Origin of the sequence: Wenzhouxiangella indolica (assembly GCF_042310355.1) — a bacterium.
Lineage (GTDB): Bacteria > Pseudomonadota > Gammaproteobacteria > Xanthomonadales > Wenzhouxiangellaceae > Wenzhouxiangella.
Window position 1 is genome coordinate 30113 of record NZ_JBHJMR010000010.1, and the last position, 23977, is coordinate 54089.

At 62.3% G+C, this 23977-nt stretch carries 18 protein-coding genes and 1 tRNA gene; 8 read left to right on the forward strand and 11 right to left on the reverse strand.

All coding sequences use genetic code 11. From position 1 onward, the window contains the following. The first annotated feature begins 118 nt into the window (after window positions 1–118). The 4 genes from ACDC67_RS11245 to ACDC67_RS11260 all read left to right on the forward strand — a co-directional run bounded on the left by ACDC67_RS11245 (window position 119) and on the right by ACDC67_RS11260 (window position 6973). Window positions 119–1834: a choice-of-anchor Q domain-containing protein gene (locus tag ACDC67_RS11245; protein WP_376693197.1), complete on the forward strand. Its 1716-nt coding sequence runs from the start codon at window positions 119–121 to the stop codon at window positions 1832–1834. Between the two features lie 34 nt (window positions 1835–1868). Then, on the forward strand, window positions 1869–3788 hold the full coding sequence (locus tag ACDC67_RS11250; protein ID WP_376693198.1) for a choice-of-anchor Q domain-containing protein: 1920 nt from the start codon (window positions 1869–1871) through the stop codon (window positions 3786–3788). Window positions 3789–4074: 286 nt separating this feature from the next. Further along, the gene (locus ACDC67_RS11255; protein ID WP_376693200.1) at window positions 4075–5682 is read left to right on the forward strand and encodes a choice-of-anchor Q domain-containing protein; all 1608 of its coding nucleotides are present in this window, start codon (window positions 4075–4077) and stop codon (window positions 5680–5682) included. Next, window positions 5675–6973 carry a YVTN family beta-propeller repeat protein gene (locus tag ACDC67_RS11260; protein WP_376693202.1) on the forward strand — a complete coding sequence of 433 codons (1299 nt, stop codon included), beginning with the start codon at window positions 5675–5677 and terminating at the stop codon, window positions 6971–6973. The genes ACDC67_RS11255 and ACDC67_RS11260 overlap by 8 nt, the downstream gene beginning before the upstream one ends. A 214-nt stretch (window positions 6974–7187) precedes the next feature. Here ACDC67_RS11260 and ACDC67_RS11265 read toward each other — a convergent pair whose 3' ends face one another. Further along, window positions 7188–7892, reverse strand: coding sequence for a YkgJ family cysteine cluster protein (locus ACDC67_RS11265; RefSeq protein ID WP_376693204.1), 705 nt, complete (start codon window positions 7890–7892; stop codon window positions 7188–7190). Between the two features lie 142 nt (window positions 7893–8034). On the opposite strand from ACDC67_RS11265, the gene ACDC67_RS11270 reads away from it, so the two are divergent. Continuing rightward, window positions 8035–8109: transfer RNA gene (locus ACDC67_RS11270), tRNA-Val, on the forward strand. 72 nt (window positions 8110–8181) lie between these two features. Here ACDC67_RS11270 and ACDC67_RS11275 read toward each other — a convergent pair. Next, on the reverse strand, window positions 8182–9387 hold the full coding sequence (locus ACDC67_RS11275; RefSeq protein ID WP_376693206.1) for an ATP-binding protein: 1206 nt from the start codon (window positions 9385–9387) through the stop codon (window positions 8182–8184). A gap of 736 nt (window positions 9388–10123) precedes the next feature. Between ACDC67_RS11275 and ACDC67_RS11280 the strand changes: the two genes are divergently transcribed. Together ACDC67_RS11280 and ACDC67_RS11285 are read left to right on the forward strand one after the other, a co-directional pair. After that, on the forward strand, window positions 10124–10816 hold the full coding sequence (locus ACDC67_RS11280) for an HvfX family Cu-binding RiPP maturation protein (protein WP_376693208.1): 693 nt from the start codon (window positions 10124–10126) through the stop codon (window positions 10814–10816). Window positions 10817–10820: 4 nt separating this feature from the next. Next, a complete protein-coding gene (locus ACDC67_RS11285) occupies window positions 10821–11477 on the forward strand; it encodes a response regulator transcription factor (RefSeq protein ID WP_376693210.1) in 657 nt (218 codons plus the stop codon). A 2-nt stretch (window positions 11478–11479) separates the two neighbouring features. Here ACDC67_RS11285 and ACDC67_RS11290 read toward each other — a convergent pair whose 3' ends face one another. Next, on the reverse strand, window positions 11480–12796 hold the full coding sequence (locus ACDC67_RS11290; protein WP_376693211.1) for a sensor histidine kinase: 1317 nt from the start codon (window positions 12794–12796) through the stop codon (window positions 11480–11482). Window positions 12797–12894: 98 nt separating this feature from the next. Here ACDC67_RS11290 and ACDC67_RS11295 point away from each other — a divergent pair, with 98 nt between their 5' ends. Further along, a complete protein-coding gene (locus tag ACDC67_RS11295; protein ID WP_376693213.1) occupies window positions 12895–13389 on the forward strand; it encodes a DUF456 domain-containing protein in 495 nt (164 codons plus the stop codon). Window positions 13390–13660: 271 nt separating this feature from the next. Here the strand turns inward: ACDC67_RS11295 and nuoN are convergent, their stop codons facing one another. The 8 genes from nuoN to nuoG form a co-directional block, all read right to left on the reverse strand. After that, window positions 13661–15097 (reverse strand): NADH-quinone oxidoreductase subunit NuoN, encoded by a 1437-nt coding sequence (nuoN, locus tag ACDC67_RS11300; protein WP_376693215.1) that lies wholly within the window; start codon window positions 15095–15097, stop codon window positions 13661–13663. Window positions 15098–15267: 170 nt separating this feature from the next. Next, window positions 15268–16779: an NADH-quinone oxidoreductase subunit M gene (locus ACDC67_RS11305; RefSeq protein WP_376693217.1), complete on the reverse strand. Its 1512-nt coding sequence runs from the start codon at window positions 16777–16779 to the stop codon at window positions 15268–15270. An 11-nt stretch (window positions 16780–16790) separates the two neighbouring features. Continuing rightward, entirely contained in the window at window positions 16791–18752 is a 1962-nt protein-coding gene (nuoL, locus tag ACDC67_RS11310; RefSeq protein WP_376693349.1) for an NADH-quinone oxidoreductase subunit L, read from the reverse strand. Between the two features lie 200 nt (window positions 18753–18952). After that, entirely contained in the window at window positions 18953–19258 is a 306-nt protein-coding gene (gene nuoK, locus ACDC67_RS11315) for an NADH-quinone oxidoreductase subunit NuoK (protein WP_376693219.1), read from the reverse strand. Further along, complete coding sequence (locus tag ACDC67_RS11320) at window positions 19258–19860, reverse strand: NADH-quinone oxidoreductase subunit J (protein ID WP_376693220.1); 603 nt, start codon at window positions 19858–19860, stop codon at window positions 19258–19260. Before ACDC67_RS11320 ends, nuoK begins: the two co-directional genes overlap by 1 nt. Before the next feature lie 13 nt (window positions 19861–19873). Next, window positions 19874–20362 (reverse strand): NADH-quinone oxidoreductase subunit NuoI, encoded by a 489-nt coding sequence (nuoI, locus tag ACDC67_RS11325; protein ID WP_376693222.1) that lies wholly within the window; start codon window positions 20360–20362, stop codon window positions 19874–19876. A gap of 4 nt (window positions 20363–20366) precedes the next feature. Then, a complete protein-coding gene (gene nuoH / locus ACDC67_RS11330) occupies window positions 20367–21386 on the reverse strand; it encodes an NADH-quinone oxidoreductase subunit NuoH (RefSeq protein WP_376693224.1) in 1020 nt (339 codons plus the stop codon). After that, window positions 21383–23746 (reverse strand): NADH-quinone oxidoreductase subunit NuoG, encoded by a 2364-nt coding sequence (gene nuoG, locus ACDC67_RS11335; protein ID WP_376693226.1) that lies wholly within the window; start codon window positions 23744–23746, stop codon window positions 21383–21385. The genes nuoH and nuoG overlap by 4 nt, the downstream gene beginning before the upstream one ends. Window positions 23747–23977: the final 231 nt, after the last annotated feature.

Sequence of the window (23977 nt, forward strand, 5' to 3'; positions counted from 1 at the left end):
CAATAGCGTCAAGCAACCCCACACACCCGATCGCACACCCGCCGCTCACCCGCTTGCCCGAGCCATTGCGCTGTCGCTGGCACTCTGGGGTGGTATCGCGCATGCAGCCACCATCACCGTGGACTCCAGCGCCGATGGCGCACTCGGCACTTCCCCGGGCGCTTGCACCCTGCGTGCGGCCATCGAATCGGCCAACACCGACACGGCCTTCGATGCCTGCGCCTCCGGCAGCCCGGGCCTCGACGAGATCGTGTTCGACCCGAGCCTGGCCGAGTCCACGATCACGCTCGCAGAAGGCCAGCTCGAGATCACAGATGACCTGTCGATCACCGGACCGGTCACGGACGATGCCGGCGGCATCGTGATCGATGGCAATGCCCAGTCGCGGCTGTTGTTTATCGAAGGCGCAACGGCCAGTGAGTTTGCGGTGGATCTGATGGCGGTGACGCTGACCAACGGGCTCGAGTCAGGCAGTGAGGGCGGTGCAGTGCATGTGAATTTCGCCGACCTCAACCTGGATCACGTCACGATTTCCGACAGTGCGACTGAGGATGCGTCTAGTTCGGCGGGCGGAATGATCGTTCGAAACGGAAATCTCAGCCTGACCCACAGTGCAGTGATCAGGAACTCCACTGACAGGCATATCGGCGGATTATGGGTGCCAGATGGCAATCTGGATCTGATCAACAGTACGATCAGCGACAACTCGGCTGGTTCTTCGGTGGGCGGTGCAGCTCTGGGGTCAGATGTGAGCGGTAACGGCAGTCTTTACATGATTGGAAGCACCGTTTCCGGAAACTCCGATCGATCCGACGCTGGAGGCTTATTTATAAGCACCGGTACAGGTCAGACAACGACCATTCTCGACAGCAACTTTTCGGACAATACAACAATAGACGGCGGCGGTGGCGCCCTGTCTATTCTCTGCCCGGATGTCGAGATAACCAACGTTGTCGTCACCGGCAATTCCTCCACCAGCGGCAGCAGCACCGGTGGAGGTGGTGTATGGCTGAGGAGTGGCAACATGATTCTCACCGACCTGACAATCGAGGGAAACTGGGCCGCAAGGGGCGGCGGCGGACTTTGGGTACAGGGGACGAACCTCACCCTGAACGACAGCAGGATCATCAACAATTCCGCAACTGGAAACCACGGTGGCGACGAAAGCGGTGGTGGCGGTTTGCTACTGCTCTTTGCCGACGCCACCATCAATAACACCACGATATCCGGCAACAGCAACGAGAGTACCGATCACGGAGTGCGAGGTGGAGGAATAGCTGCCGTATCCGCTGATCTTTTATTGCACAACTCCACAGTGTCTGGAAACTCCAATTTCAGTAACAATGAAGGCGGCGGGATTCACCTGTCAGATGGCAGCAACGCTGCGCTGGTCCACACCACGATTGCCAACAACACCGCGGCTTCCGGCGCTGACGGCATCGACGTCGCCCCTCCGTCAGACTTTGTCTCCGAATCCCAGCTATCCCTCGACAACAGCCTGATCGTCCAGGCCGAAGTGGGCGAGACCGCCTGCAATGCCCAGGCCAACAGCCATTCCAACACCCTGGCAACCGACAACAGCTGCACCGGTACGGCCACCGGGCTGGCCAATATTGCCCTGCAACCACTGGCCGACAACGGCGGCCCGACACTGACCCACGCGCTGGGCGCCGACAGCGTGGCCATCGACGCCGCGGGTGACTGCGGTGCCGACTTCAGCATCGACCTTGACCAGCGCGGCATCCCCCGTCCCGGGCCGGGCTCGAGTGCCTGCGATATCGGCGCCTTCGAGTTCTTTATCGACGGAGTCTTCGCAGACCGCTTCGAGAACTAGATGCTTCTAATGAGCAACGACGCCGAGGTCGACAATGAATAGATCCAAGCAACCCCACACACCCGATCGCACACCCGCCGTTCACCCGCTTGCCCGAGCCATTGCGCTGTCGCTGGCACTCGGGGGTGGGCTGGCGCATGCGGCCACGATTACCGTGGACTCCAGTGCCGACGGTGCACCTGGCACTTCCCCGGGTGTCTGCACCCTGCGCGCCGCCATCGAGTCGGCCAATACCGACTCAGCCGTCGATGCCTGTACCTCCGGCGGCGCGGGCCTAGACGAGATCGAGTTCGACCCGAGCCTGGCCGAGTCCACGATCACGCTCGCCGAAGGTCAGCTCGAGATTACCGATGATCTGTCGATCACCGGACCCGTGGCCGAGGATGCCGGCGGCATCGTGATCGATGGCGATGCGCAGTCGCGGCTGTTGTTTATCGAAGGCGCAACGGCCAGCGAGTTTGCGGTCGACCTGACGGGGATGACCCTGACCAACGGGCACACGACAAACGATAACGAAACCGGCGGTGGTATCCATGCCATCCGCGCCGACCTGACGCTGAACCATACCAGTGTCTCCGGCAATTCTACGGAAGGGTCGGACTCCTACGGAGGTGGTGTGTATGCGCGCTACGGCAATGTTGATGTCATCAACAGCAGCATCTCCGGCAACTCATTGGAGCCGGAATCCACGGCTGCGCAAGGTGCCGGGATCTGGGTAATGAATGGAGACCTTGCACTTACGGATTCCACGATCTCAGAGAACACGATGGCGCCTGGTGGTGGGATCTACTCCACTGGAGTTGGCGTATTCATGGTTGACGGTCAAATTACGCTTACCGGCACGACAGTTTCCGGCAATGCGTCGATATCAGATGTCTTCACCAGGGGAGGTGGACTATATGCTGAAGGTGACTTGGTAATGACCGATAGCACGATCTCCGGGAATTCGCTTGCGTTGGGTATCACAGCCGGAATGGAAATGCGCGCGACTGGCTCCGCAATCATATCCGACAGTGTTTTCTCGGGAAACGTGACTGATATTGATAACAACGACTTCGGTGGTGGTGGTGGGCTGAGTCTCAGCGGACCCAACATTGAATTGACCAATGTGGAGATAACCGACAATTCGATGGCCGATGGCATTGGCTATGGTGGCGGAGTTGGCTTTGCTTCCGCGGACAACGCCATTCTAACCAACGTCACCATTGCCGGGAATACGAGTGCAGGAAGGGGCGGCGGCGTGTTCATCGATGGATCATCGGTCACTTTTATCAACAGCACGATCTCCAACAACACCACTTCGGAGTTTGCTGACTCGTCGAGGCCACAAGTCGGAGGTGGTCTGTCCGCCCGGTTCAGCTCCCAGGTATCGTTGATCGGCAGCACGGTCTCGGGAAACTCCGCCGCATCATACGGCGGCGGGATTCACGGACTCGGAGGCACGCAGGGCTCCAGTTTCGAGCTTCGAAACAGCACGGTTTCGGGTAACTCCTCCGGGGCCTCCGGTGGCGGCATACAGGCTGCCCAGCTCAGCCTGGTTCACTCGACCGTTGCCAACAACACCGCGGATTCCGGCGCAGACGGTATTCATGGCAGCCAATTGTTCTTCGATAACAGCCTGATCGTCCAGGCCGAAGTGGGCCAGACCGCCTGCAACACCCAGGCCACCAGCCACACCAACACGCTGGCCACCGACAACAGCTGCACCGGTACGTCCACCAACCTGGCCGATATCGACCTGCAACCACTGGCCGACAACGGCGGCCCGACGCTGACTCATGCGCTGGGCACCGACAGCGTGGCCATCGACGCCGCGGGTGACTGCGGTGCCGACTTCAGCATCGACCTTGACCAGCGCGGCATCCCCCGTCCCGGGCCGGGCTCGAGCGCGTGCGATATCGGCGCCTTCGAGTTCTTTATCGACGGAGTCTTCGCAGACCGCTTCGAGAACTAGATGCTTTTAATGACCCACGACGCCGAGGTCGACAATGAATAGATCCAAGCAACCCCACACACCCGATCGCACACCCGCCGTTCACCCGCTTGCCCGGGCCATTGCGCTGTCTCTGGCACTCGGGGGTGGTATCGCGCATGCAGCCACCATCACCGTGGACTCCAGCGCCGACGGTGCACTTGGCACTTCCCCGGGCGCCTGCACCCTGCGCGCCGCCGTCGAGTCGGCCAACACCGACACGGCCTTCGATGCCTGCGCCTCCGGCAGTTCGGGCCTCGACGAAATCGTGTTCGACCCGAGCCTGGCCGAGTCCACGATCACGCTCGCCGAAGGTCAGCTCGAGATTACCGATGATCTGTCGATCACCGGACCCGTGGCCGACGATGCCGGCGGCATCGTGATCGATGGTGATGCCCAGTCGCGGCTGTTGTTCATCGAAGGCGCGACTGCCAGCGAGTTTGCGGTCGACGTGACGGGGATGACCCTGACCAACGGGTTCGAATCGGGTACACCGGGTGGCGCGGTCCATGTGTACTTTGCCGATCTGAATCTGAATCACGTAACGGTTTCCAACAATACAACCGAAGCAACTCCAAGCCAGACCGGGGGCGCTGGCGTCTATGCCCGTTATGGCGATGTCGAGCTCCATGGCGTCACGGTTGCAGGAAATGCGGCGAGCACAAGTGGTATCGTTGCAGCCGGTGGTGGACTCAGCGTATTCGACGGTGATCTGACGATCACCGATTCCACGATTACGGGAAACTCGATCGACCCGGGGTTGGTCGGTACCGGGGCCGGTTTTCGTGTGTATGACGGCAACCTCGCGATGTCCGGGACCACGATCTCGGAGAACACGATTTCGAGCCGGGGATATGGTGGCGGTTTTTCCGTATTCGGTGACTCTGCTTCAGCGGTCATCAGCAACAGCATTGTTTCCAACAATTCGGCCTCGTATGCGCCCAATCAAAGTAACGGTGGCGGTGGGCTGAACATCAGCATCCTGGGCGGCACCGTAGAGTTGACGGATGTGATCATTTCCGGCAACTCAGGCGGGTCAGGCGGCGGTGCGAAATTCGATGCGGAGAGTGGACTGCTGACCAGAGTCACCGTTACTGACAATACTGCTTCAAAAGGTGAGGACCAGGAAGACTCAGTCATGGCAGGCGGAATCTTCTTCGGGGAAGGCGATTTCAATCTAGTTGATTGCACAATCTCCGGCAATGTAGCGACCGAGGGAAGCGGCGGTGGTTTGTACTTCGAGCTAATTAGTGGCAGTGGCCAAGTCGGCAGCCTCACACTGCTCAACACCACTGTGTCCGGCAACTCGGCAGATGGACCTAGCGGCGGAATCAATTCCCGAGAGGCGAGTCTGGAGCTCGTCAACAGCACGGTCTCCGGCAACTCGTCCGGGGAATCCGGGGCCGGCATCCGGGTAAGCGGTGCCTCCGCCAACCTGACTCACACCACGGTTGCCTTCAATGCGGCAGGCGCTGGCGCCGACGGGATTGACTTTGGAAGTAGCGATTCCAGCGACCAACTTTCCCTGAACAACAGCATGATCTTCCAGGCAGAGGCCGGCGAAACCGCCTGCAATGCCCAGGCCGACAACCATTCCAACACCCTGGCCACCGACAACAGCTGCACCGGTACGTCCACCAACCTGGCCGATATCGACCTGCAGCCACTGGCCGACAACGGCGGCCCGACGCTGACCCACGCGCTGGGCGCCGACAGCGTGGCCATCGACGCCGCGGGTGACTGCGGTGCCGACTTCAGCATTGACCTTGATCAGCGCGGCATCCCCCGCCCCGGGCCGGGCTCGAGCGCCTGCGATATCGGCGCCTTCGAGTTCTTCAGCGACGGAATCTTCGCAGACCGCTTCGAGGATGAATAGGGTTCCTGCTTGTCTGCTGCTTGTTCTGTGCAGCACTTTTCCGGCCTCGCTGTCGGCAACGCCGTTTGCCTATGTCACGAACGAAAGCGACAACACGGTCTCGGTCATCGATACGTCCGACCAGTCGGTTGCTGCCACGATCGATGTCGGAAACGCCCCCATCGGGGCCGCCGTGGCACCGGAAGGCAACCGAGTGTATGTGGCCAACCGTGATGGTGCCAGCATATCGGTGATCGATACCGCAACCAACACGGTTTCCGACACCATCGCGGTTGCCGGCGCGCCCCTGGGCGTTGTGGTCGGCCCGGACAGCGATTGGGTATATGCCTCCGACCTTGGTCTTGGAACCGTGCTGGTCATCGACGCGGGTACCAACACCGTTTCCGATACCGTTTCCGTGGGCGCATCGCCAATGGGTATCGACATTGCGCCGGACGGCAGTCGGGTCTACGTGGCCAACTCCGTTGGCAACAGCATCTCGATCATCGACACGACCGACAACTCGGTCGTGGAGACCATAACGGTCGGGGCGCGCCCCATCGCCCTTGCGGTGACTCCTGACGGTTCCAGGGTTTATGTATCCAACTTCGATGACAATTTCATCTCGGTAATCGACACGGCCACCAATGCCGTGATTGACAGCATTGCCACGTCGTCGCCCCTCGGCATTGCATCACTTCCGGATGGCACTCGAATCTATGCGGCTAGCAGCAGCCAGAACTCAATTTCGATCATTGACACCACAACCAATGATGTCGTCGACAACATTGCGGTCGGCGCCATACCGTCCGGGATTGCCGTATCGCCGGACGGCAGTCGTGTGTATGCATCGAACAACGGCAGTGACGACGTCTCGGTGATCGACACAAAGAGCGACTTCGTCGTCACAGCCGTCGATGTCGGCGAGGCGCCCAATGTTCTGGGGAAATTCATCGGAACGCCTCCAGACATGATCCCCGATGCATTCACCTTTGAGGACCAGTTCGATCTTGAAACGAACGCCGAAGCAGTCTCAAACACCATCACCGTCAGCGGCATCAGTACCGACAGTCCGATTTCAATCATCGGGTGCAGTAGCGCGACCTGCGAGTACTCGATCAATGATGGTCCCTACACATCCGATCCCGCAACGGTCGGCAACGGTGACGCGGTAGCCGTGCGCCAGATCACCGCGGACAGCCAGAACACCACCACCACACTAACGCTCGATATTGGCGGGGTAAGCGACGACTTCAATGCTACGACCCTGCAACTGGATCCGATTTTCGCGGACCGGTTTGCAATTGACTGAGAAGTCGCGACCGGGCCGGACTCGAACCCTGTCCGGGCGCGGTGACCTACCAGGCGCTGGCAATCTTCGGCGACGTCTTCGAGAATGACTGGCGCAGGGGCATTGAGATCGCATCATCAGACGCTTCCGCTTGCACCAATGCTTCGATCCTTGGGTCCAAGTGACCCGCCGCATAGTGCCCGAGCGCATCCGGGTTCGCCCCGGCCCACTGGGATCACGACCCGGATGGGATTCCCAGAGGACGCTCAAAAACCGTCTCGCCGGCCTCGAGGCGTTCGCGCGTTTCCAGATCATCCAGCGCTTCGGCCAGGGCGGTGACGAGCTCGTACTGGCGGGCATCGTAGCCGGCGCGCTCGAGCGCGGAAAGGAAGCCGTCCTGCGCACCCTGATGCACGTGTGCAAGCGCCTTGATCTGCGGATGATCCCGGTCGAAGTCCTCCGGGTGGTTGAAGAAATCCTCGCAGGCCGCCCGCGAGGTGGAGTGGTAGCTACGGCAATTCAGCGGACGCGCCGCATAGCCGCTACAGACCCCATCGACGAGCGCCGGACAGGGAATATTGGTGCGAAGAATCTCGTCGGCGGACAGATCGCGAAACCGGCGGTCGGTCTCGCCGAGACGCTGTTCGAAGGCCGCGAATGCCGCCTCGTCGAGGTTCTCAAGCAGGAAATCGAGCAGCGCGAGCACCTCGGGCGCGGTGGCCATCACGCGCAGGTGGCAGCAGAAGTCGCAGCCGGCCTGGCAGGCCAGCGGCCCGCGATCTTCGGCCGGCAGGCGACGCGTCTGCGACTCGGCCACGCGCCGGGCCTGGCGCAGGCCCCGTCCCGGGCCGGAGACCATGGCACGGCCCGTCTCCTCGAGGCTATCCTGCGCCACCCGCATCCGGATGGCGCCGCCGACGGTATGGCTGGAATCGTTCATTCCTGCAGGGATGGCAATCGATCGATGAAAGGTCGAATGCTAACACCGGCCGGGGCCGCAAATCGGAAACGGTGCGGCACCCCGGACCAGATCCCGCAGTGGTTGCCCTTGGCCCCGATCCACCCTAAAATAGCCGGTCTTCGGGCGATTAGCTCAGCGGGAGAGCACTGCCTTCACACGGCAGGGGTCGCTGGTTCGATCCCAGCATCGCCCACCACCGAATACAGGCCGCCAGGCCGTGAAAAGCCCATGATCGTCATGGGCTTTTTTGTTTTCATTGTCTTCATGGTCACGAATCGACCCAGTCTTCGAGTGGGCGTGAAAGAAACTGTGCCAGGTCGATACCGTCAGCACCAATTAGCAGGCTTCGGTCCGGCTCGAAGGCCTTTCGGAAAGCAGCCACTCCCGACAGGGCATCGCGCCGGATGCTGCTCTTGACCTCGATGGCGTACAGGCGTTGCCCGGCCCGCACGACGAAATCCACTTCCCGGTCGCCCTGGCGCCAGTAGTACAGTTCGCAGACGCCACGCGCGGCCTCATTGACCAGGTAGGCGCCGATCGCCGACTCCACCAGTCGACCGTAGAATTCGCCATCGGCGCGGGCCTGCTCCGGACTCAGACCGGACATGGCGGTCATCAGCCCGGTGTTGAATACCTGCAGTTTCGGGCTGGACCCGCGCTGGCGCACAGCGTTGCCGGCGTACTTCTGCAGGCCAGTGAGCATGCCGGCCGCCTCGAGCAGTTCCAGGTAGTGGGCCAGCGTCGTGGTGTTACCGGCGTCTTGCAGTTGCCCCAGCATCTTGGTGTAGGACAGCACCTGCCCTGAAAATCGGCAACCGAGCTCGAACAGACGACGCATCAACGCCGGTTTGTCTACCCGGGTCAGCAGCAAGACGTCGCGGGCAATCGTGGTTTCGACCAGGGCATCCAGAACGTAGCGGCGCCAGCGCTCAGGCTCACCGGCCAGCGGCGCGGCACCGGGGTACCCGCCGTAATACAGATAGTCTTCCAGGGAAAAATCGAAAGCCTGGCGCATCTCCGAAAAGGACCAGTGCGGCAGGTGAAGCGTCTCGAAACGTCCCGCGAGGCTCTCGGTCAGGCCCTGTTGAAGCAAGAGCGGCGCCGAGCCCAGCAGCACCACCTTGAGCGGGCGCTCCTTGCGGCTGTCTTCGTCCCACAGCTTCTTGACGACCTCGGACCACTGCTCGACCTTTTGGACCTCGTCGATGACCAGGATCCCGCCAGCCTCAGCCAACTCGAACCGGGCTGCCTCCCACTGGGATACGAGCCAATCGCGGTCCCTCAGAGAGGGCTCGTCGGCGCTGGCGAATCGCACGGGCAAATCCATCGCATCCGTCACCTGCTGAACCAGCGTGGTCTTGCCCACCTGCCGCGCCCCGGTGACGATCTGGATCCATCGTCGCGGCTCTGCCAGGCGACGGGAAAGCTCGGTGCCTTGGGACCGCTGAAAGACTTCGAATGATTTACTCATCATGTTGAGTATTTTTACTCAATAGAATGAGTACGTCAATCTTACGTATGCCCGGCATTGAACAACGGGGTTAAGTCACAGCCACTCGCACGAATGATGGCGGCGGGTGAAGAGGACCGAGAACCACTACCATCACGCGATCGGCTCGGCCGAAGCCCTGATGCTCAAAGCGGCCGATCTGGGCCAACGCTGGATGAAGGGCGTGTCCCGGGAGTTTCCACTCCAGACGCCGCGGCAACAGCCCAGGCCCGTGAACAAAGTAGGTCCTGGATACAATTGGCCGGCGCTTGAGGATGCAACTGGACGCTATGTGAGGCTGCAAATGGACTGGAAAACGAGGGAGAACGACGACACCCACCATTTGTAGGATATCTGCTACTCCAGGGCGCGACAATCCGCTACTTCACAGCACTGGCTCTCCGGGTCGGGCTGTCTCCAGGACCTATCCGCGCAGTCACCTGATCAGCGAAGAAGAGCCCTGCTTCCACTATTGCGTCAGCTGCTGTGTGCGCCGTGCCTTTCTCCGCGGGCGGGACTCGTTTAGCGACAAGAGCGCAATGTCTTCCTCCAGTCCTTCGCTCGGATCCTGGGTGCCCCAGCTCTCCCGTTCTTCCATGGAATACGGGCCTGGGACGGCAGACTCGATCCATTCCTTACGTGCAATTGCGTAATGACCCGCACCACTACCCCGCCTAGGATGTCGTCATCCTCGACGACATACCCAAAGGGAAGCCCAAGCATGATCAACGCTGTCCTAGTCTTTCGAAATCGCCTTGACGGCGCCGGTCTCTGGCTGGCACCACTGGGGCTTCGACTTCTGCTGGCCTACGAGTTCTTCAGCGCCGGCCAGAACAAGTTGGGGGCCGGCCTGGGTGAAGCGCCCGGCTGGTTTGCCAACCAGGACTTCCCCTTTCCCTTCGGCGTTCTACCGGCCGACATGAACTGGATGCTGGTCACTCTGGGCGAACTGACGGCCGGCGTGGCTTTGCTTCTGGGTCTGTTCACGCGCTTTTTTGCGTTCGTGTTGCTGATCATCACGACTGTGGCGATTGCCGCGGTGCACTGGCCGGAATCCTGGGCCAGCCTGGGCCAACTGTGGGAAGGCTACTCGGTCTCGCGGGTGATGGACGATGGCGAGTTCCGGGGCAATTACCGCATTCCCCTGCTCTTCATGGCCATGCTGCTTCCGCTGCTGTTCTCAGGTGGCGGGCGCCTGAGTCTCGATCACCTGATCGTGCGACTGACCGGCAGTGCCGGGGCGCTCGAGCCGATAGCCGATCCAACGGCGTTTGCGCTGGCCGCGCTCATCCTGGCGCTGGTCACGGTCTGGCTGATCCCGTCGTGGGGCATCGTACTGGCCGTGGTTGCGGCTGCCTTGTTCATTCGTGCCAGAATGACCAGCCAGCCCGCCGCTCACGGCGACAGCGACTGAGTTGATGACAGCCAGAACATCCAAGGCAAGCGATCGTGCTCGCGCCCCCTGCGTTTTCGTCACCGACGACGATGACTCGGTGCGCGAGGCGATCGCCTTCCTGCTCGACTCCGAGAGACTTGACTACAGGCTCTGCGCCTCGGCCGACGAGCTGCTCGACGCGATCACCCCCGAACACCGCGGATGTATCCTGCTCGACGTGCGAATGCCCGGCCTGGACGGCCTGCAGGCGCAGCAGGCGCTCAACGAGCGCGGCATCCGGCTGCCGGTCATCTTCATTTCCGGCCACGCCGACGTGAGCACGGCCGTGCGAGCGGTACAGGCCGGCGCGCTGGACTTCCTGGAGAAGCCCTTCGACGACGAGCTGCTGATCGAAAAGATACGCAACGCTACCGAGATCGACCAGGCCGAGCGGGAAAACGAAGTCGAGCGCGACGAAATCGAGCGCCGGATCATCTCGCTCACGCCGCGCGAGCGGCAGGTGGTGGAAGGCATTCTCGAGGGTAAGCTCAACAAGATCATCGCCGACGATCTCGACATCAGCGTGCGAACGGTGGAAATCCATCGCGCCAACGCGCTCGACAAGGTCGGCGCGCGCAACAGCTCGGAAATGATCCGGATGGTGCTGTCGAGCTACAGCTACCGCGACTGGCTGCTGTAGTCTCAGTCCGGGGCCGGCGCTGCCATATGGTGGACCGGCAGGCTGAAGCAGAAAATCGCCCCCGGTTCCCGGCTGTCTTCGATCCAGAGTTTTCCCTGATGCCGGTCGACCACCGATCGGCAAAGCGACAGGCCGATACCCAGACCCTGCTTGCGCGTACTAACGAAGGGATCGAACAATGTCTCGCGCAGGGCTTCGTCGACGCCCTTGCCCGTATCGGAGACCCGGACCACGACCGAGTCGCCTTCGGTCGTAAGCCTTACTGAAAGCGCACGATCCGGAGTGTCGCTTTCGTTGATGGCCTCGATCCCGTTGCGCACGAGATTGAACACCACCTGCTGGATCAGCACTGAATCGACGCGCACGCTCGGCAAGTCCTCGGGCGCGGACAGGCTCAGGCGCACGTGGTGGTGCCGAGCCTCTGTTTCGAGCAGAACCCGGCACTCCCTCAGCAGATGCGCGGCTGGCACCGGATGGGGTTTCATCTCACCGCGCTGGATGAAGGTGCGCAGCTTGCTGACCACTTCGCGCGCGTGCTCGGCGCTGGCCAGGGAGTTGCTCATCGCCTTGTGGAGATCGGCCTCGGACAGCCGACCCTGCTCGAGCATGCGCAGCGAGGTTCTGCAGTAGGTCATTATGGCCGTCAGGGGTTGGTTGACCTCGTGCGCCAGCGCCGAGGCCAGCTCGCCCATCGAACCCAGCCGCGAAACATGCGCAAGCTCGGTCAGATGCTGGCGCGCCCGGGCTTCGCTGTCGCGCAGTTGACGCTCGGCCTGCAGGCGCTCGATCTCGGCGCCGGCGCGCGCGGCAATGATGCGAAACATCGACTCGACCACGGCATCCTCGGTCATCGGCTTGCGGCCGTAGACCGCGATATGACCCAGGGTGCGGCCGTCGCTGGGCGCGAGCACCGGGATGCCGATGAAGCTCTCCATCCCACCTTCTTCGGCAGCCCACTGCGGAAAGCGCTTTGACAGGTCGTCCGGGTAGAAGCAGAAAGCGCCGCCGTGGATGACCTCCTCACAAGGCGTGCCAACCAGGTCGAACTCGATGTTCTCGGCGATATCCTCGCCTTCCCAGAAGGCCAGCGTGCGCACGTGATTCTCCGGGTACTCGAGACACTCCGTCGCCAGCGCGGCCTCGACGTCCAGGCTCTGGGCCAGGCGCGTGACCAGGGCCCGGAAGTAGTCCCCGCCGGTCAGCGGCGCGGTGACTTCATTGATCATCGCCACCATCTGTTCGACGCGCCAGCGAAGACTCGATGCCTGCTTGGCGTTCCCGGAATCGAGGCTGGTGGCTTGAGCAACGCGATCGTCCAATTTGCACCTCGCGGTCATCGAAGGAAGCCTGTGACAAGTCCGATCTGCAAGCCTATGATGGGCGCGGTTGGACGCAAAGGCAAACTGAAATGGAGTGGTTGAGCTGGGAATTGCTGGTCTGGCCGGCCTGGATGCTGGCCGTTTTGCTGGTGCTCATCGGCCTGGCGGGCACGATCCTGCCGATCCTGCCCGGGGTGCCGATCGTCCTTCTCGGGCTGGTCCTGATGGCCTGGCTCGACGGATTCGAGCGCGTGGGCTGGTGGACGCTGCTGTGGCTGACCACGCTGACGGCGCTTTCGGTGCTCGTCGACTTCATCGCCACGGCCGAGGGCGCCAGACGCTTCGGTGCGGGCCGGCTCGCCATTCTGGGCGCGACCCTCGGCCTGCTCGTGGGCTTGTTCTTCGGCATCCTCGGGATCCTGCTCGGCCCCTTCGTGGGTGCGGTGCTGGGTCACATGGCCGGTCGCGCCGGCCTGGACGCATCGCTGCGCGCGGGCGTGGGCGCCAGTATCGGCGTCATGGTCGGCACGGTGGCCGGTGCCGCCATCGGCGTCGTAATCGTGATCTGGTTTGCCCTGGCGTGGTGGATTTAAGGTTTAAGGTTTCAGGTTTCAGGTTTCAGGTTTCAGGTTTCAGGTTTCAGGTTTCAGGTTTCAGGTTTCAGGAAGAGGCTAAAGGGGTTCAGGTTGCGGGTTCAAGAGCTTGGCGGGTCTAATAGGCTTGATATAGAGGTCCTCGCTCAGAGAGAGCGACTTTCCTGTCTTGTGAAGAAAAGGCGCCGTGCGTAGTCCGCAAGCCTCGCGGTTTGCGGGCGCTTCACTGATGACCGGAGTCGACCTGAACCCTGAAACCTGAACCCTTCTTCTAAACGAACGAAGAAACGCAGAGGCTGATCAGCCCGCCGGAGAAGACGCCCAGCCCGAGCATGGTGACGCCGTTGACGGTCAGTACGGCGCGAAAATCGACCGGTGCGGTGACCGGCGTGGCGTCTTCGGGCTCGTCGAAGTACATCAGCTTGACCACGCGCAGGTAGTAGAAAGCGCCGATCACTGCCGTGATCACGGCCAGGATCGACAGCCCGGTAAAGCCGGCCGAAAGCGCGGCGGCAATCACCTGCCACTTGGCGAAGAAGCCGACGAATACCGGTATCCCGGCGAGGGAGAACATCAGCATGAGCATCATCAGCGCCTGCCAGGGGTTGCGCTTGGCCAGGCCCTTGAGGTCGTCCAGGTTCTCTGCTTCCGAACCCTTGTTCGAGAGCATGATCAGCACGGCGAAGGCACCGGCCGACATGATGGCGTATACGATGGCATAGAACATGGCGGCGGCATAGCCCTGCTGGGTGGCCGGCAGCAGGCCCAACAGCACGAAACCCATGTGCGAGATGGTCGAGTAGGCGAGCATGCGCTTGATGTTGGTCTGGGCGATGGCGACCACGTTGCCGAGCACCATCGACAGGGCCGCCAGCACGATCAGCATGCCCTGCCAGTCGCCGTGCAGCTCGATCAGGCCGTTGTCGAGCAGGCGAATCGCCAGGGCCACGGCGGCCAGCTTGGGCACGGAACTGAGGAACAGGGTGATCGGCAGGGGCGCGCCGTGATAGACGTCCGGCACCCACATGTGCAGCGGCACGGCGCCGAGCTTGAAAGCGATGCCGAGCACGATGAAGACCAGGCCCACGGACAGCAGCATGCTCTCGCCCATGCCGGCGGCCAGGGCGTCATTGACCGCGGTAAGGTCGAGGCTGCCGGTGGCGCCGAAAATCAGGCTCATGCCGAACAGCAGCAGACCCGAGGCCATTGAGCCGAGCACGAAGTATTTCATGGCCGCTTCCGAACCCTGCAGGCTCTTTCGATCGAGCGCGACCAGCGGATAGCTGGCCAGGGTCAAAAGTTCCAGGCCGAGGTAGACGGTCAGCAACGAGCTCGCCGAAATCAGCACCATGGTGCCGAGCAGCGCAAACAGGCATAGCGTGTAGAACTCACCCTTGAACAGGTTGAACTGCCGAAGGTAGTGCTTGGCGTAGATGAAAACGCCGATCAGGATCAAGTAGCAGAACACCTTCAGCACATCGCCGAATCGATCACGAATGAAGGTGTCGCTGAAAGCATAGGCCACCTCGCCGGGCGCCATCATCAGGCGCAGGCTGAGGATCGCGGCAAAGACCAGCGTGACCACCGCAAGCGTGTGCGTGAGCCCTCGCCGTTCATCGGATATGAACAGGTCGGCCAGCAGGATCACACAGGCCATGCTGAGCACGAAGATCTCGGGTAGCGCCAGTTGCAGTTCGGCAATGGTCATGTCGTCATCACTTGTCTGTTTCTATTGGTCCACAGATGCACACAGATAAAGAGCTCAAGCACTCCCGGCCGGGCCACGGCGAATCAGGCCCCTCACGGTTGCTGTGCAAAGCCGCCCCGCGGGTATTTTCATTTTCAATCTGTGTTCATCTGTGTTCATCTGTGGACGAATTAATTGATTTTGGATTGCACGATGTGCTCGACCAGGTTCTGGATCGAGGGCTCCATCAGTTCGATCAGCGGGTAGGGCCAGATGCCGAGCGCCAGGGTCAGCACGGCCAGCACTGTCAGCATGAACCACTCGCGGGCGTCCAGGTCCTTGAGCGAGGCCACGTTGTCGTTGGCCACTTCGCCGTAGAAAACGCGCTTGACCAGCCACAGGCTGTAGGCCGCGCCCAGGATCAGGGTCATGGCGGCGGCAAACGCAAACCAGAAGTTCGCGTGAAAAGCCGCCAGGATCACCATGAACTCGCCGACGAAGCCGGAGGTTCCCGGCAAGCCTGAGTTGGCCATGAAGAACAGCACGGCGAACATGGCGAACCAGGGCATGGTGTTGGCCACCCCGCCGTAGGACGAAATTTCACGGCTGTGGACGCGGTCGTAGAGCACGCCGACGGCCAGGAACATGGCCCCGGAAATGAATCCGTGCGAAATCATCTGCACCATCGCACCCGACACGCCCAGCCCGGCCCCGGTCAGTTCACCCGTATTGCGGGAGATGGCGAAGGCGAGAAACATGCCCAGGGTCACGAAGCCCATGTGCGAGATCGAGCTGTAGGCGATGAGCTTCTTCATGTCGCTTTGCGCCAGCGCGACGAAGCCGATGTAGACGATGGCGATCAGCGACAGCGCGATGACCAGCCAGTCGAGGTAAGCGGCCGCATCCGGCGCGATCGGCAGGGCGAATCGCAGCAGGCCGTAGCCGCCGATCTTGAGCATCACCGCCGCCAGCACGACCGAGCCGCCGGTCGGCGCCTCGACGTGGGCGTCGGGCAGCCAGGTGTGCACCGGCCACATCGGCACCTTGACCGCAAACGCGATCAGGAAGGCCAGGAACACCCAGATCTGCGGCACCAGGCCGAACTCGTGCTGCTGGAGGTCGGCCACGGCGAAGCTGCCTGAATCGAGGTACAGCCACAGCAGCGCGATCAGCATGAACACCGAGCCGAAGAAGGTGAACAGGAAGAACTTGACCGTCGCGTAAATGCGGTTGGGTCCGCCCCAGATGCCGATGATCAGGAACATCGGCACCAGCATCGCCTCGAAGAAAACGTAGAACAGCAGGGCGTCGAGCGCGGCGAACATGCCGGTCATCAGCGCGTGCAGCATCAGGAAGGCCGCCATGTACTGGTGCGGCCGGTCGCTGATTCGCCAGCCGCCGACGATCACCAGGACGCAGATCAGCGTGTTGAGCATGATCAGCGGCAGCGACAGCCCGTCGATGCCCATGTGGTAGTGAATATTGAACGCTTCGATCCAGACCGCCTTCTCGACGAACTGCATCTGGGCGCTGCTGGCGTCGAAGCCGACGTAGAGCAGCAGCGAGAGGGCGAAAGTCACCAGCGCAACGATCAACGCCAGCGGACGCACCAGTTCGGGCGAGCGCTGGCCCAGCGCGGCCACGACGACGGCGCCGGCAATCGGGATCCAGGTCAGCAGACTCAGCAGGGGCCAATCCAACATCGATGCAATCCTTACCGGAGCAAAACAAACGACGCCACGAACGCGACCAGCGCGACGACCATGACGAAGGCGTAGTGAAACAGGAAGCCCGACTGCAGCTGACGCAACGCGCCGGACATGCGGCCGACCAGTCGAGCCGAACCGTTGACCAGCCAGCCGTCGATCACGGTGCGGTCACCGCCCTTCGACAGGCCGGAGGCGATGCCCAGGCCGCTTCCGGCCAGCACCTTCTGCCACAGCTCGTCGAAGCCGTACTTCCTGTCGAGTATGGTCCAGGCCGGGTGGAGCTTGTCTTTGAGGGTGCCGGCCAGGCCCGGATTGAACAGGTAGATGTAGGTCGATATACCCACGCCCAGCATGGCCAGCCAGAACACCGGCGTCATGAACCCGTGCAGGGCAAAGGCGAACGCACCGTGCTCGAACTTGCCGGCGAGGTTGTTGGCAACGACATCGTTGGCCTCGCGCACGAAAATGGCGTCCGAGAGCGCGCCGCCGAACAATAGCGGCTCGACCGTGAAGTAGCCGATGGCCAGCGACGGGATGGCCAACAGGATCAGCGGAATCGTGACGACCGCGGGCGGTTCGTGGGCATGCGAGCGGGTCTCATCATCCATGCGCGTAGGCCCGTGGAAGGTGAGATAAAGCATGCGGAAGGTGTAGAGCGCGGTGATCACGACACCCGCCATGACCGCGAAGTAGGCGAAGCCGGCGCCCGGGCGATCGGCGTAGTGAACGGCCTCGATGATCAGGTCCTTGGAGAAGAAGCCCGAGAAGAACGGGAAGCCGATCAGCGCCAGGGAGCCGATCCAGGCAGTTGCGGCCGTGATCGGCATGTAGCGGGCCAGGCCACCCATCTGGCGCATGTCCTGCTTGTGGTGCAGCGCGATGATGACCGAGCCGGCACCCAGGAACAGCAGCGCCTTGAAAAAGGCGTGCGTCATCAGGTGGAAGATCGCCACCGAGTAGGCCGAGGCACCCAGGGCCACGGTCATGTAGCCGAGCTGCGACAGGGTCGAGTAGGCGACCACGCGCTTGATGTCGTTCTGCACGATGCCGACGAGCCCCATGAACAGCGCCGTGATGGCGCCGATGACCAGGATGAAGCTCAGTGCCACATCCGAGGTCTCGAAGATGGGTGACAGGCGGGCAACCATGAAGATGCCGGCGGTCACCATGGTGGCGGCGTGAATCAGCGCGGAAATCGGCGTCGGACCTTCCATCGAATCGGGCAGCCACACGTGCAGCGGCACCTGGGCGGACTTGCCCATCGCGCCAATGAACAGGCAGATGCAGATCACCGTCATCACCGACCACTGGGTGTCGCCGAACAGCGCGATGGTCGTGCCCTCGACGGCCGGAACCTGGGCAAACACTTCGCCGTAGTTGAGCGAACCCATGTACACCAGGATCGCGGCGATGCCGAGCAGGAAGCCGAAGTCGCCCACCCGGTTGACCAGGAATGCCTTGAGATTGGCCTTTACCGCGGTGTCCTTCTTGAACCAGAAACCGATCAAGAGGTAGGAAACCAGGCCGACCGCTTCCCAGCCGAAGAACAGCTGCATGAAGTTGTTCGCCATCACCAGCATCAGCATGGCGAAGGTGAACAGGTTGATGTAGGAGAAAAAGCGCTGGTAGCCCGGATCATCGTGCATGTAACCGATGGTGTAGATGTGCACCATCAGCGACACGAAGGTCACCACGGTCATCATCAGCGCGGTCAGGCTGTCGACCAGGAAACCCACTTCGAATCGGATGCCGTCGGCCACCGCCCAGGTATAGACGGTGTAGTCCATCGTCGGCATGCCGTTGAAGAACACCTGCCAGGCAACGTAAGCCGAAAGCACGGCCGAACCGGCCACCGCCAGGATGGTGATCCAGTGCGCCCCGGCCCGACCGACCTGGTGACGCAACAAGCCGGCCACGGCACTGCCAACGAGCGGCAGCAGCGGTATCAACAGCAGTACGGTTTCAATGCTCACAACGAGTCATTCCATTTATATTCAAATATTGTCCACAGATGAACACAGATCAGCACAGATAAAGATCAAAAACAGAACAACCTGTCAGCGCCGGGGACGCACACATTTGCGTGACGCTACTCAATTTTTCCTTCTTGTTCTTTTCCATCTGTGTTCATCTGTGTTCATCTGTGGACAAATAGGTTTTTCCCGAATCAACCCCGCAGGTCGGCGATGTCCTCGACGCTGATCGAGCGGCGATTTCTGAACAGCACCACCAGCAGCGCCAGTCCGATGGCGGCCTCGGCGGCGGCGACGGTCAGGATGAAGAACACGAACACCTGGCCGTCGAGTACGTCGAGAAAGCGCGAGAAGGCGATGAAGTTCATGTTCACCGACAACAGCATCAGCTCGATGCACATCAGCAGGATCAGCACATTCTTCCGGTTGAGGAAGATGCCGGCCAGGGCGATGCAAAACAGCACCGCGCCGAGGGTAATGAAGTGCGCCAGGGTCAACATCAGGCGTCCTCCCCTTCGCTTTTCATCTTGACTACCCGCAGGCGTTCGTCGCGTTTGACGCGCACCTGGCGGCTCGGATCCTGGTACTTGGTTTCGGGCCGACGGCGATGCGTCAGCGAGATCGCGGCGATAATCGCCACCAGCAGCAGCACGGCCGCGATCTCGAAGGCGTAAAGGTACTCGGTGTAGAGCAGCTCGCCGATCGCGCTGGTGTGGCTGTAGCCCTCGCCCTCGGCGGCCGGCATCGGAACGGCTTCCATGCCCCGCGTCCAGATCACCAGGAAGAGCTGGATTGCCATGGCCAGGGCCACCAGGACACCGGCCGGCATGTAACGGGCGAAACCTTCTTTGACCGAAGTCACGTTGATGTCGAGCATCATGACCACGAACAGGAACAAGACCATCACGGCGCCGACGTAGACCAGCACCAGGGTGATGGCCAGGAACTCGGCCTGCAGCAGGATCCAGATGCAGGCAGCCGAGAAGAAGCTGAGAATCAGGAACAGCACCGCGTGGATCGGGTTGCCCACCGTGATGACGCTGAGCGCCGAAAGGACCAGGACGGTGCTGAACAGGTAAAAGACGATTTCGATGATTGGCATACCAGTCGGATCCCTAGCGGAAGCGGGCGTCGCGCGCGCGGTTGGCGGCAATGCTGTCCTCGAACCGGTCGCCGATCGCCAGCAGCTGCTGCTTGTCGACGACGCGTTCGGACTTGTCTTCCATGTGGTACTCGCCGATATCGGTGAGCACGATGGAATCAACCGGGCAGGACTCCTCGCAGAAACCACAATAGATGCACTTGAACAGATCAATGTCGTAGCGCGTCGTACGGCGAGTGTTGTCGTCGCGATTGTGCGATTCGATGGTGATCGCCAGCGCCGGGCAAACCGCCTCGCAGAGCTTGCAGGCAATGCAACGTTCCTCGCCGTTGGGATAGCGGCGCAAAGCGTGCAGGCCGCGATAGCGCGGCGATTTGGGGGTCTTCTCTTCCGGGTAGTTGAGGGTCGACTTGGGCGCGGCGCCGAAGCGCCACGTCACCGCCATGCCGCGGAAGAGCTCCAGCAGCATCAGCGAACGAAGATATCGGGTGACAGCTTGCATAAGATCAGCCTCCGAACCAGCCCATCACGCGGAACACGCCGGCGACCATGATCCAAACGATGGTGATTGGAATGAACACCTTCCAGCCCAGGCGCATGATCTGGTCATAGCGATAGCGCGGGAAAGTGGCCCGGAACCACAGGAAGAGGAAACAGAACACCACGGTCTTGGCCAGGAACCAGTGCACCCCACCCTCGCCCAGGATCGTCTCGCCGACGACCGGAATACCGGCGAACGGCGACAGCCAGCCGCCCATGAACAGCAGCGCAGCCAGCGCCGAGATCAGGATCATGTTGGCGTACTCGGCCAGGAAGAACACCGCGAAACCCGCGCCCGAGTACTCGACGTGGAAACCGGCGACGATCTCCGACTCGCCCTCGGCGACGTCGAAGGGCGCGCGGTTGGTTTCGGCCACGCCGGAGACGAAGTAGATCACGAACAGCGGCAGCAGTGGCAGCCAGTACCAGGTGAAGATGTTGCCCGATTGCGCCTCGACGATCGCGGTCAGGTTGAGCGTGCCGGAGAGAACGATCACGCCGACCAGGGCAAAGCCCATGGCGATCTCGTAGGAGACCGTCTGCGCGGCCGCGCGCAGGCCGCCGAGCAGGGCGTACTTTGAGTTCGAGGCCCAGCCACCGAGCAGAATGCCGTAGACGCCCATCGAGGTCAGCGCCAGGATCATCAGCAATCCGGCGTCGATATCGGCCAGCACCAGCCAGTCGTCGAAGGGCACGACCGCCCAGGCCGCCAGCGCGGGCGCCAGCGACAGCAGCGGCGCGAGCAGGAACAGGAACTTGCTGGCGTTGGTCGGAACGATCAGTTCCTTGAACAGCATCTTGAACACGTCGGCGAAGGGCTGGAGCAGGCCCAGGGGACCGATGCGGTTGGGCCCCCGACGCGAGTGCATGTAGCCGAGCACCTTGCGTTCGAAATAGGTGTAATAGGCCACCCCGATGGTCACCGGCAGGATGATCATCAGGATCTTCGCCATGGTCCACAGCAGGGTCAGCAACTGCTCCATCATGCCAACACCTCCAGGCTGATCTCGCCGCCGCCGGCACCGAGCCCGGAAACCGGGCAGGTCGCCACCGGCAGCCCGACGGCACCGGGTGCCACGCGCGCGTCGATCACGAGATCGAGTTCCGCGCTGGCCTCGCCCTGGCTCACGCGAACGCGCTCGGCGTTCTCGAGACCGTGACGCCGGGCCGTGGCCGGATGCACACTGCAAACCGTGGCATCGGCATGGGTAGTCTGCTGCAGGGCGGGCGCGCGCCGGAGCACGTTGTCGCCGGAATAGATCGGCACCTCGCCGGTGCGCCACAGCGTGTCGCCCTCGGCAAGAACCGGGTCGGCGGGCTCGTCATGGGCCGGGGCCGCAGCCTCGTTGGCCAGCACGCGCTCGGTCACGGCTTCCAGGGTCGCGAAGTCGAAGCCTTCGAGTCCGGCCAGCTCACCCAGCTTGCGCAGGATCTTCCAGCCGGCGCGGGACTGTTGCGGCGCACGACCGACGGCCTGAAGGGTTTCGCGGTGACCGTCGGCATTGATCCAGGTGCCGTCGACCTCCGGTACCGGCGAGAGCGGCAGCAGCACGTCGGCGGTTTCGCGCAGAACGCTGTTGTCGAATGTCGTCGCGGCCACGACCGAGGCGGCAGCGTCGAGCGCCCGCCGAGCGGCGGCCGGGTCGGCCAGGTCGAAGTCGGGTTCGATGTCCCAGAGCAGGTAGGCCTGGCGACCCTTTTCGATCATCGCGCGCGCATGCAGGCCGCCCTGACCCGGCACGCTGCCGGCAGTCCAGGCACCCATGCTGTTGGCCGGCCCGGGCAGCACCACGAGGGCGACTTCCAGCGACTCGGCCAGCCATTCGGCGATGCGGCGCAGCCAGCCCGCTTCCGGGTGGTTGAGCGCCTGGTCGCCCAGCACCAGCACGCCGGATTCGGCATCCTTGAGCATGGTCGCGACCTGCACCACTTCCTGCTCGGGCTGACGCTCGGCAAGATACTCACCCAGCTTGCCGCCGGGCAGGCTCTTGCCGGTCAGGTCGGCGGCGGCCCTGGCCACGCGGGCGAAGGTGTCGACCATGGCCTGCGGCGGCACAATCAGCCGCTCGGCGAGGTCGAAATGGAAATCCCAGGCAACGCTGTTGAGATCGGCGACCTTCGCGCCGCCCTGGCGCCAGGCCGTACGCACGCGATGGCCGAGAATCGGCTGCTCGTGGCGGATATTGCTGCCGACGAGCAGGATCGCGTCGGATTCGGAAATGCTCGCCGTCGGGACGTCGAGATGCCCCCGGCCGGCCTGCGGGTGCGAGAAGTCGAGCAGGCGCAGGCGGTGGTCGACGTTCTCGCTGCCCAGCGCTCGCGCCATGGACGCGGCCAGGTAGTGCTCCTCGGCCGTCGCCCGCGGGGAAACCAGCACGCCGAGCTCGTCGCCGCCGTGCGTTTCCACGGCGCCGGTAAGCGCGCGGGCGGCTGCGGTCAGGGCATCTTCCCAGCTCGCTTCCCGCCACTGGCCGTCGACCTTGATCTGCGGCGTGGTCAGGCGGTCGTCGGCGCGCAGGCCGAAATGGCTGTAGCGGTCGCGGTCGGCCAGCCAGCACTCGTTGACGGCCTCGTTGTCGCGCGGCACGGCGCGCATGATGTTCGCCCCGCGCGTGTGATAGAACAGGTGCGAACCCAGGCAGTCGTGCGTGCCGATGGATTTGCGCGCACGCATTTCCCAGGGGCGCGCCGTATGGCGGAAGGGCTTGTTGGTCAGCGCGCCGACCGGGCACAGGTCGATGACGTTGCCCGACAGCTCGGACTCTATGTTGCGTTCGATGAAGGTGCCGATTTCCAGGTGTTCACCGCGGTTCATGCCGCCGAGCTCACAGGTACCGGCAATCTCCTCGAGAAAACGCACGCAGCGCGTGCAGTGAATGCAGCGCGTCATGTCGGTTTCGATCAGCGGACCGACGTTCTTGTCGCGCACCACGCGCTTGCGCTCGGTAAAGCGCGATACCGAACGACCGTAGCCCATGGCCAGGTCCTGCAGTTCGCATTCGCCGCCCTGGTCGCAGATCGGGCAGTCGAGCGGATGATTAATGAGCAAGAACTCCATCACCCCGCGCTGCGCGTCGACGGTGCGGCGCGACTCGGTAAACACCTTCATGCCGTCGGCCACCGGCGTGGCGCAGGCCGGCAGGGGCTTGGGCGCTTTCTCGACGTCGACCAGGCACATGCGGCAGTTGGCGGCGATCGAGAGCTTGTGGTGATAGCAGAAACGCGGAATATCGATCCCGGCCCGGTCAGTCACCTGGATGATCATCTCGCCCTTGCGGGCGGAAAGCTCGTGACCGTCGACTTCGATCGTTACCGTGTCGGTCTGTTGATTCTCGACAGTAGCCATGTTCAGCGCGTCCGGTATTCCGAATGGTTGATCGGGGTCGTGAGGCGACGGGACTCGGGACTCGGGACTCGGGACTCGGAAAAACCACCCGAGTTCGAACGAAGGACCGAAGCGGCACCGATCGGAGCCAATCCGTCTGCAGATCGGTAGCGAACCTCAGTAGCGAGTCCCGAGTCCCGAGTCCCGAGTTCCGGCCTTTTGGCGAGTCCCGAGTCCCGAGTCCCGAGTCCC

Excerpts from the sequence above, each read along its gene's own strand:
- nuoH (WP_376693224.1), bottom strand. The coding sequence starts at position 21,386 with ATGATGGAGCAGTTGCTGACCCTGCTGTGGACCATGGCGAAGATCCTG.
- ACDC67_RS11285 (WP_376693210.1), top strand. The coding sequence starts at position 10,821 with ATGACAGCCAGAACATCCAAGGCAAGCGATCGTGCTCGCGCCCCCTGC.
- ACDC67_RS11250 (WP_376693198.1), top strand. The coding sequence starts at position 1,869 with ATGAATAGATCCAAGCAACCCCACACACCCGATCGCACACCCGCCGTT.
- ACDC67_RS11275 (WP_376693206.1), bottom strand. The coding sequence starts at position 9,387 with ATGATGAGTAAATCATTCGAAGTCTTTCAGCGGTCCCAAGGCACCGAG.
- nuoN (WP_376693215.1), bottom strand. The coding sequence starts at position 15,097 with ATGACCATTGCCGAACTGCAACTGGCGCTACCCGAGATCTTCGTGCTC.
- ACDC67_RS11260 (WP_376693202.1), top strand. The coding sequence starts at position 5,675 with ATGAATAGGGTTCCTGCTTGTCTGCTGCTTGTTCTGTGCAGCACTTTT.
- ACDC67_RS11265 (WP_376693204.1), bottom strand. The coding sequence starts at position 7,892 with ATGAACGATTCCAGCCATACCGTCGGCGGCGCCATCCGGATGCGGGTG.
- ACDC67_RS11320 (WP_376693220.1), bottom strand. The coding sequence starts at position 19,860 with ATGCCAATCATCGAAATCGTCTTTTACCTGTTCAGCACCGTCCTGGTC.
- nuoG (WP_376693226.1), bottom strand. The coding sequence starts at position 23,746 with ATGGCTACTGTCGAGAATCAACAGACCGACACGGTAACGATCGAAGTC.
- nuoI (WP_376693222.1), bottom strand. The coding sequence starts at position 20,362 with ATGCAAGCTGTCACCCGATATCTTCGTTCGCTGATGCTGCTGGAGCTC.
- ACDC67_RS11305 (WP_376693217.1), bottom strand. The coding sequence starts at position 16,779 with ATGTTGGATTGGCCCCTGCTGAGTCTGCTGACCTGGATCCCGATTGCC.
- nuoK (WP_376693219.1), bottom strand. The coding sequence starts at position 19,258 with ATGTTGACCCTGGCGCACTTCATTACCCTCGGCGCGGTGCTGTTTTGC.
- ACDC67_RS11280 (WP_376693208.1), top strand. The coding sequence starts at position 10,124 with ATGATCAACGCTGTCCTAGTCTTTCGAAATCGCCTTGACGGCGCCGGT.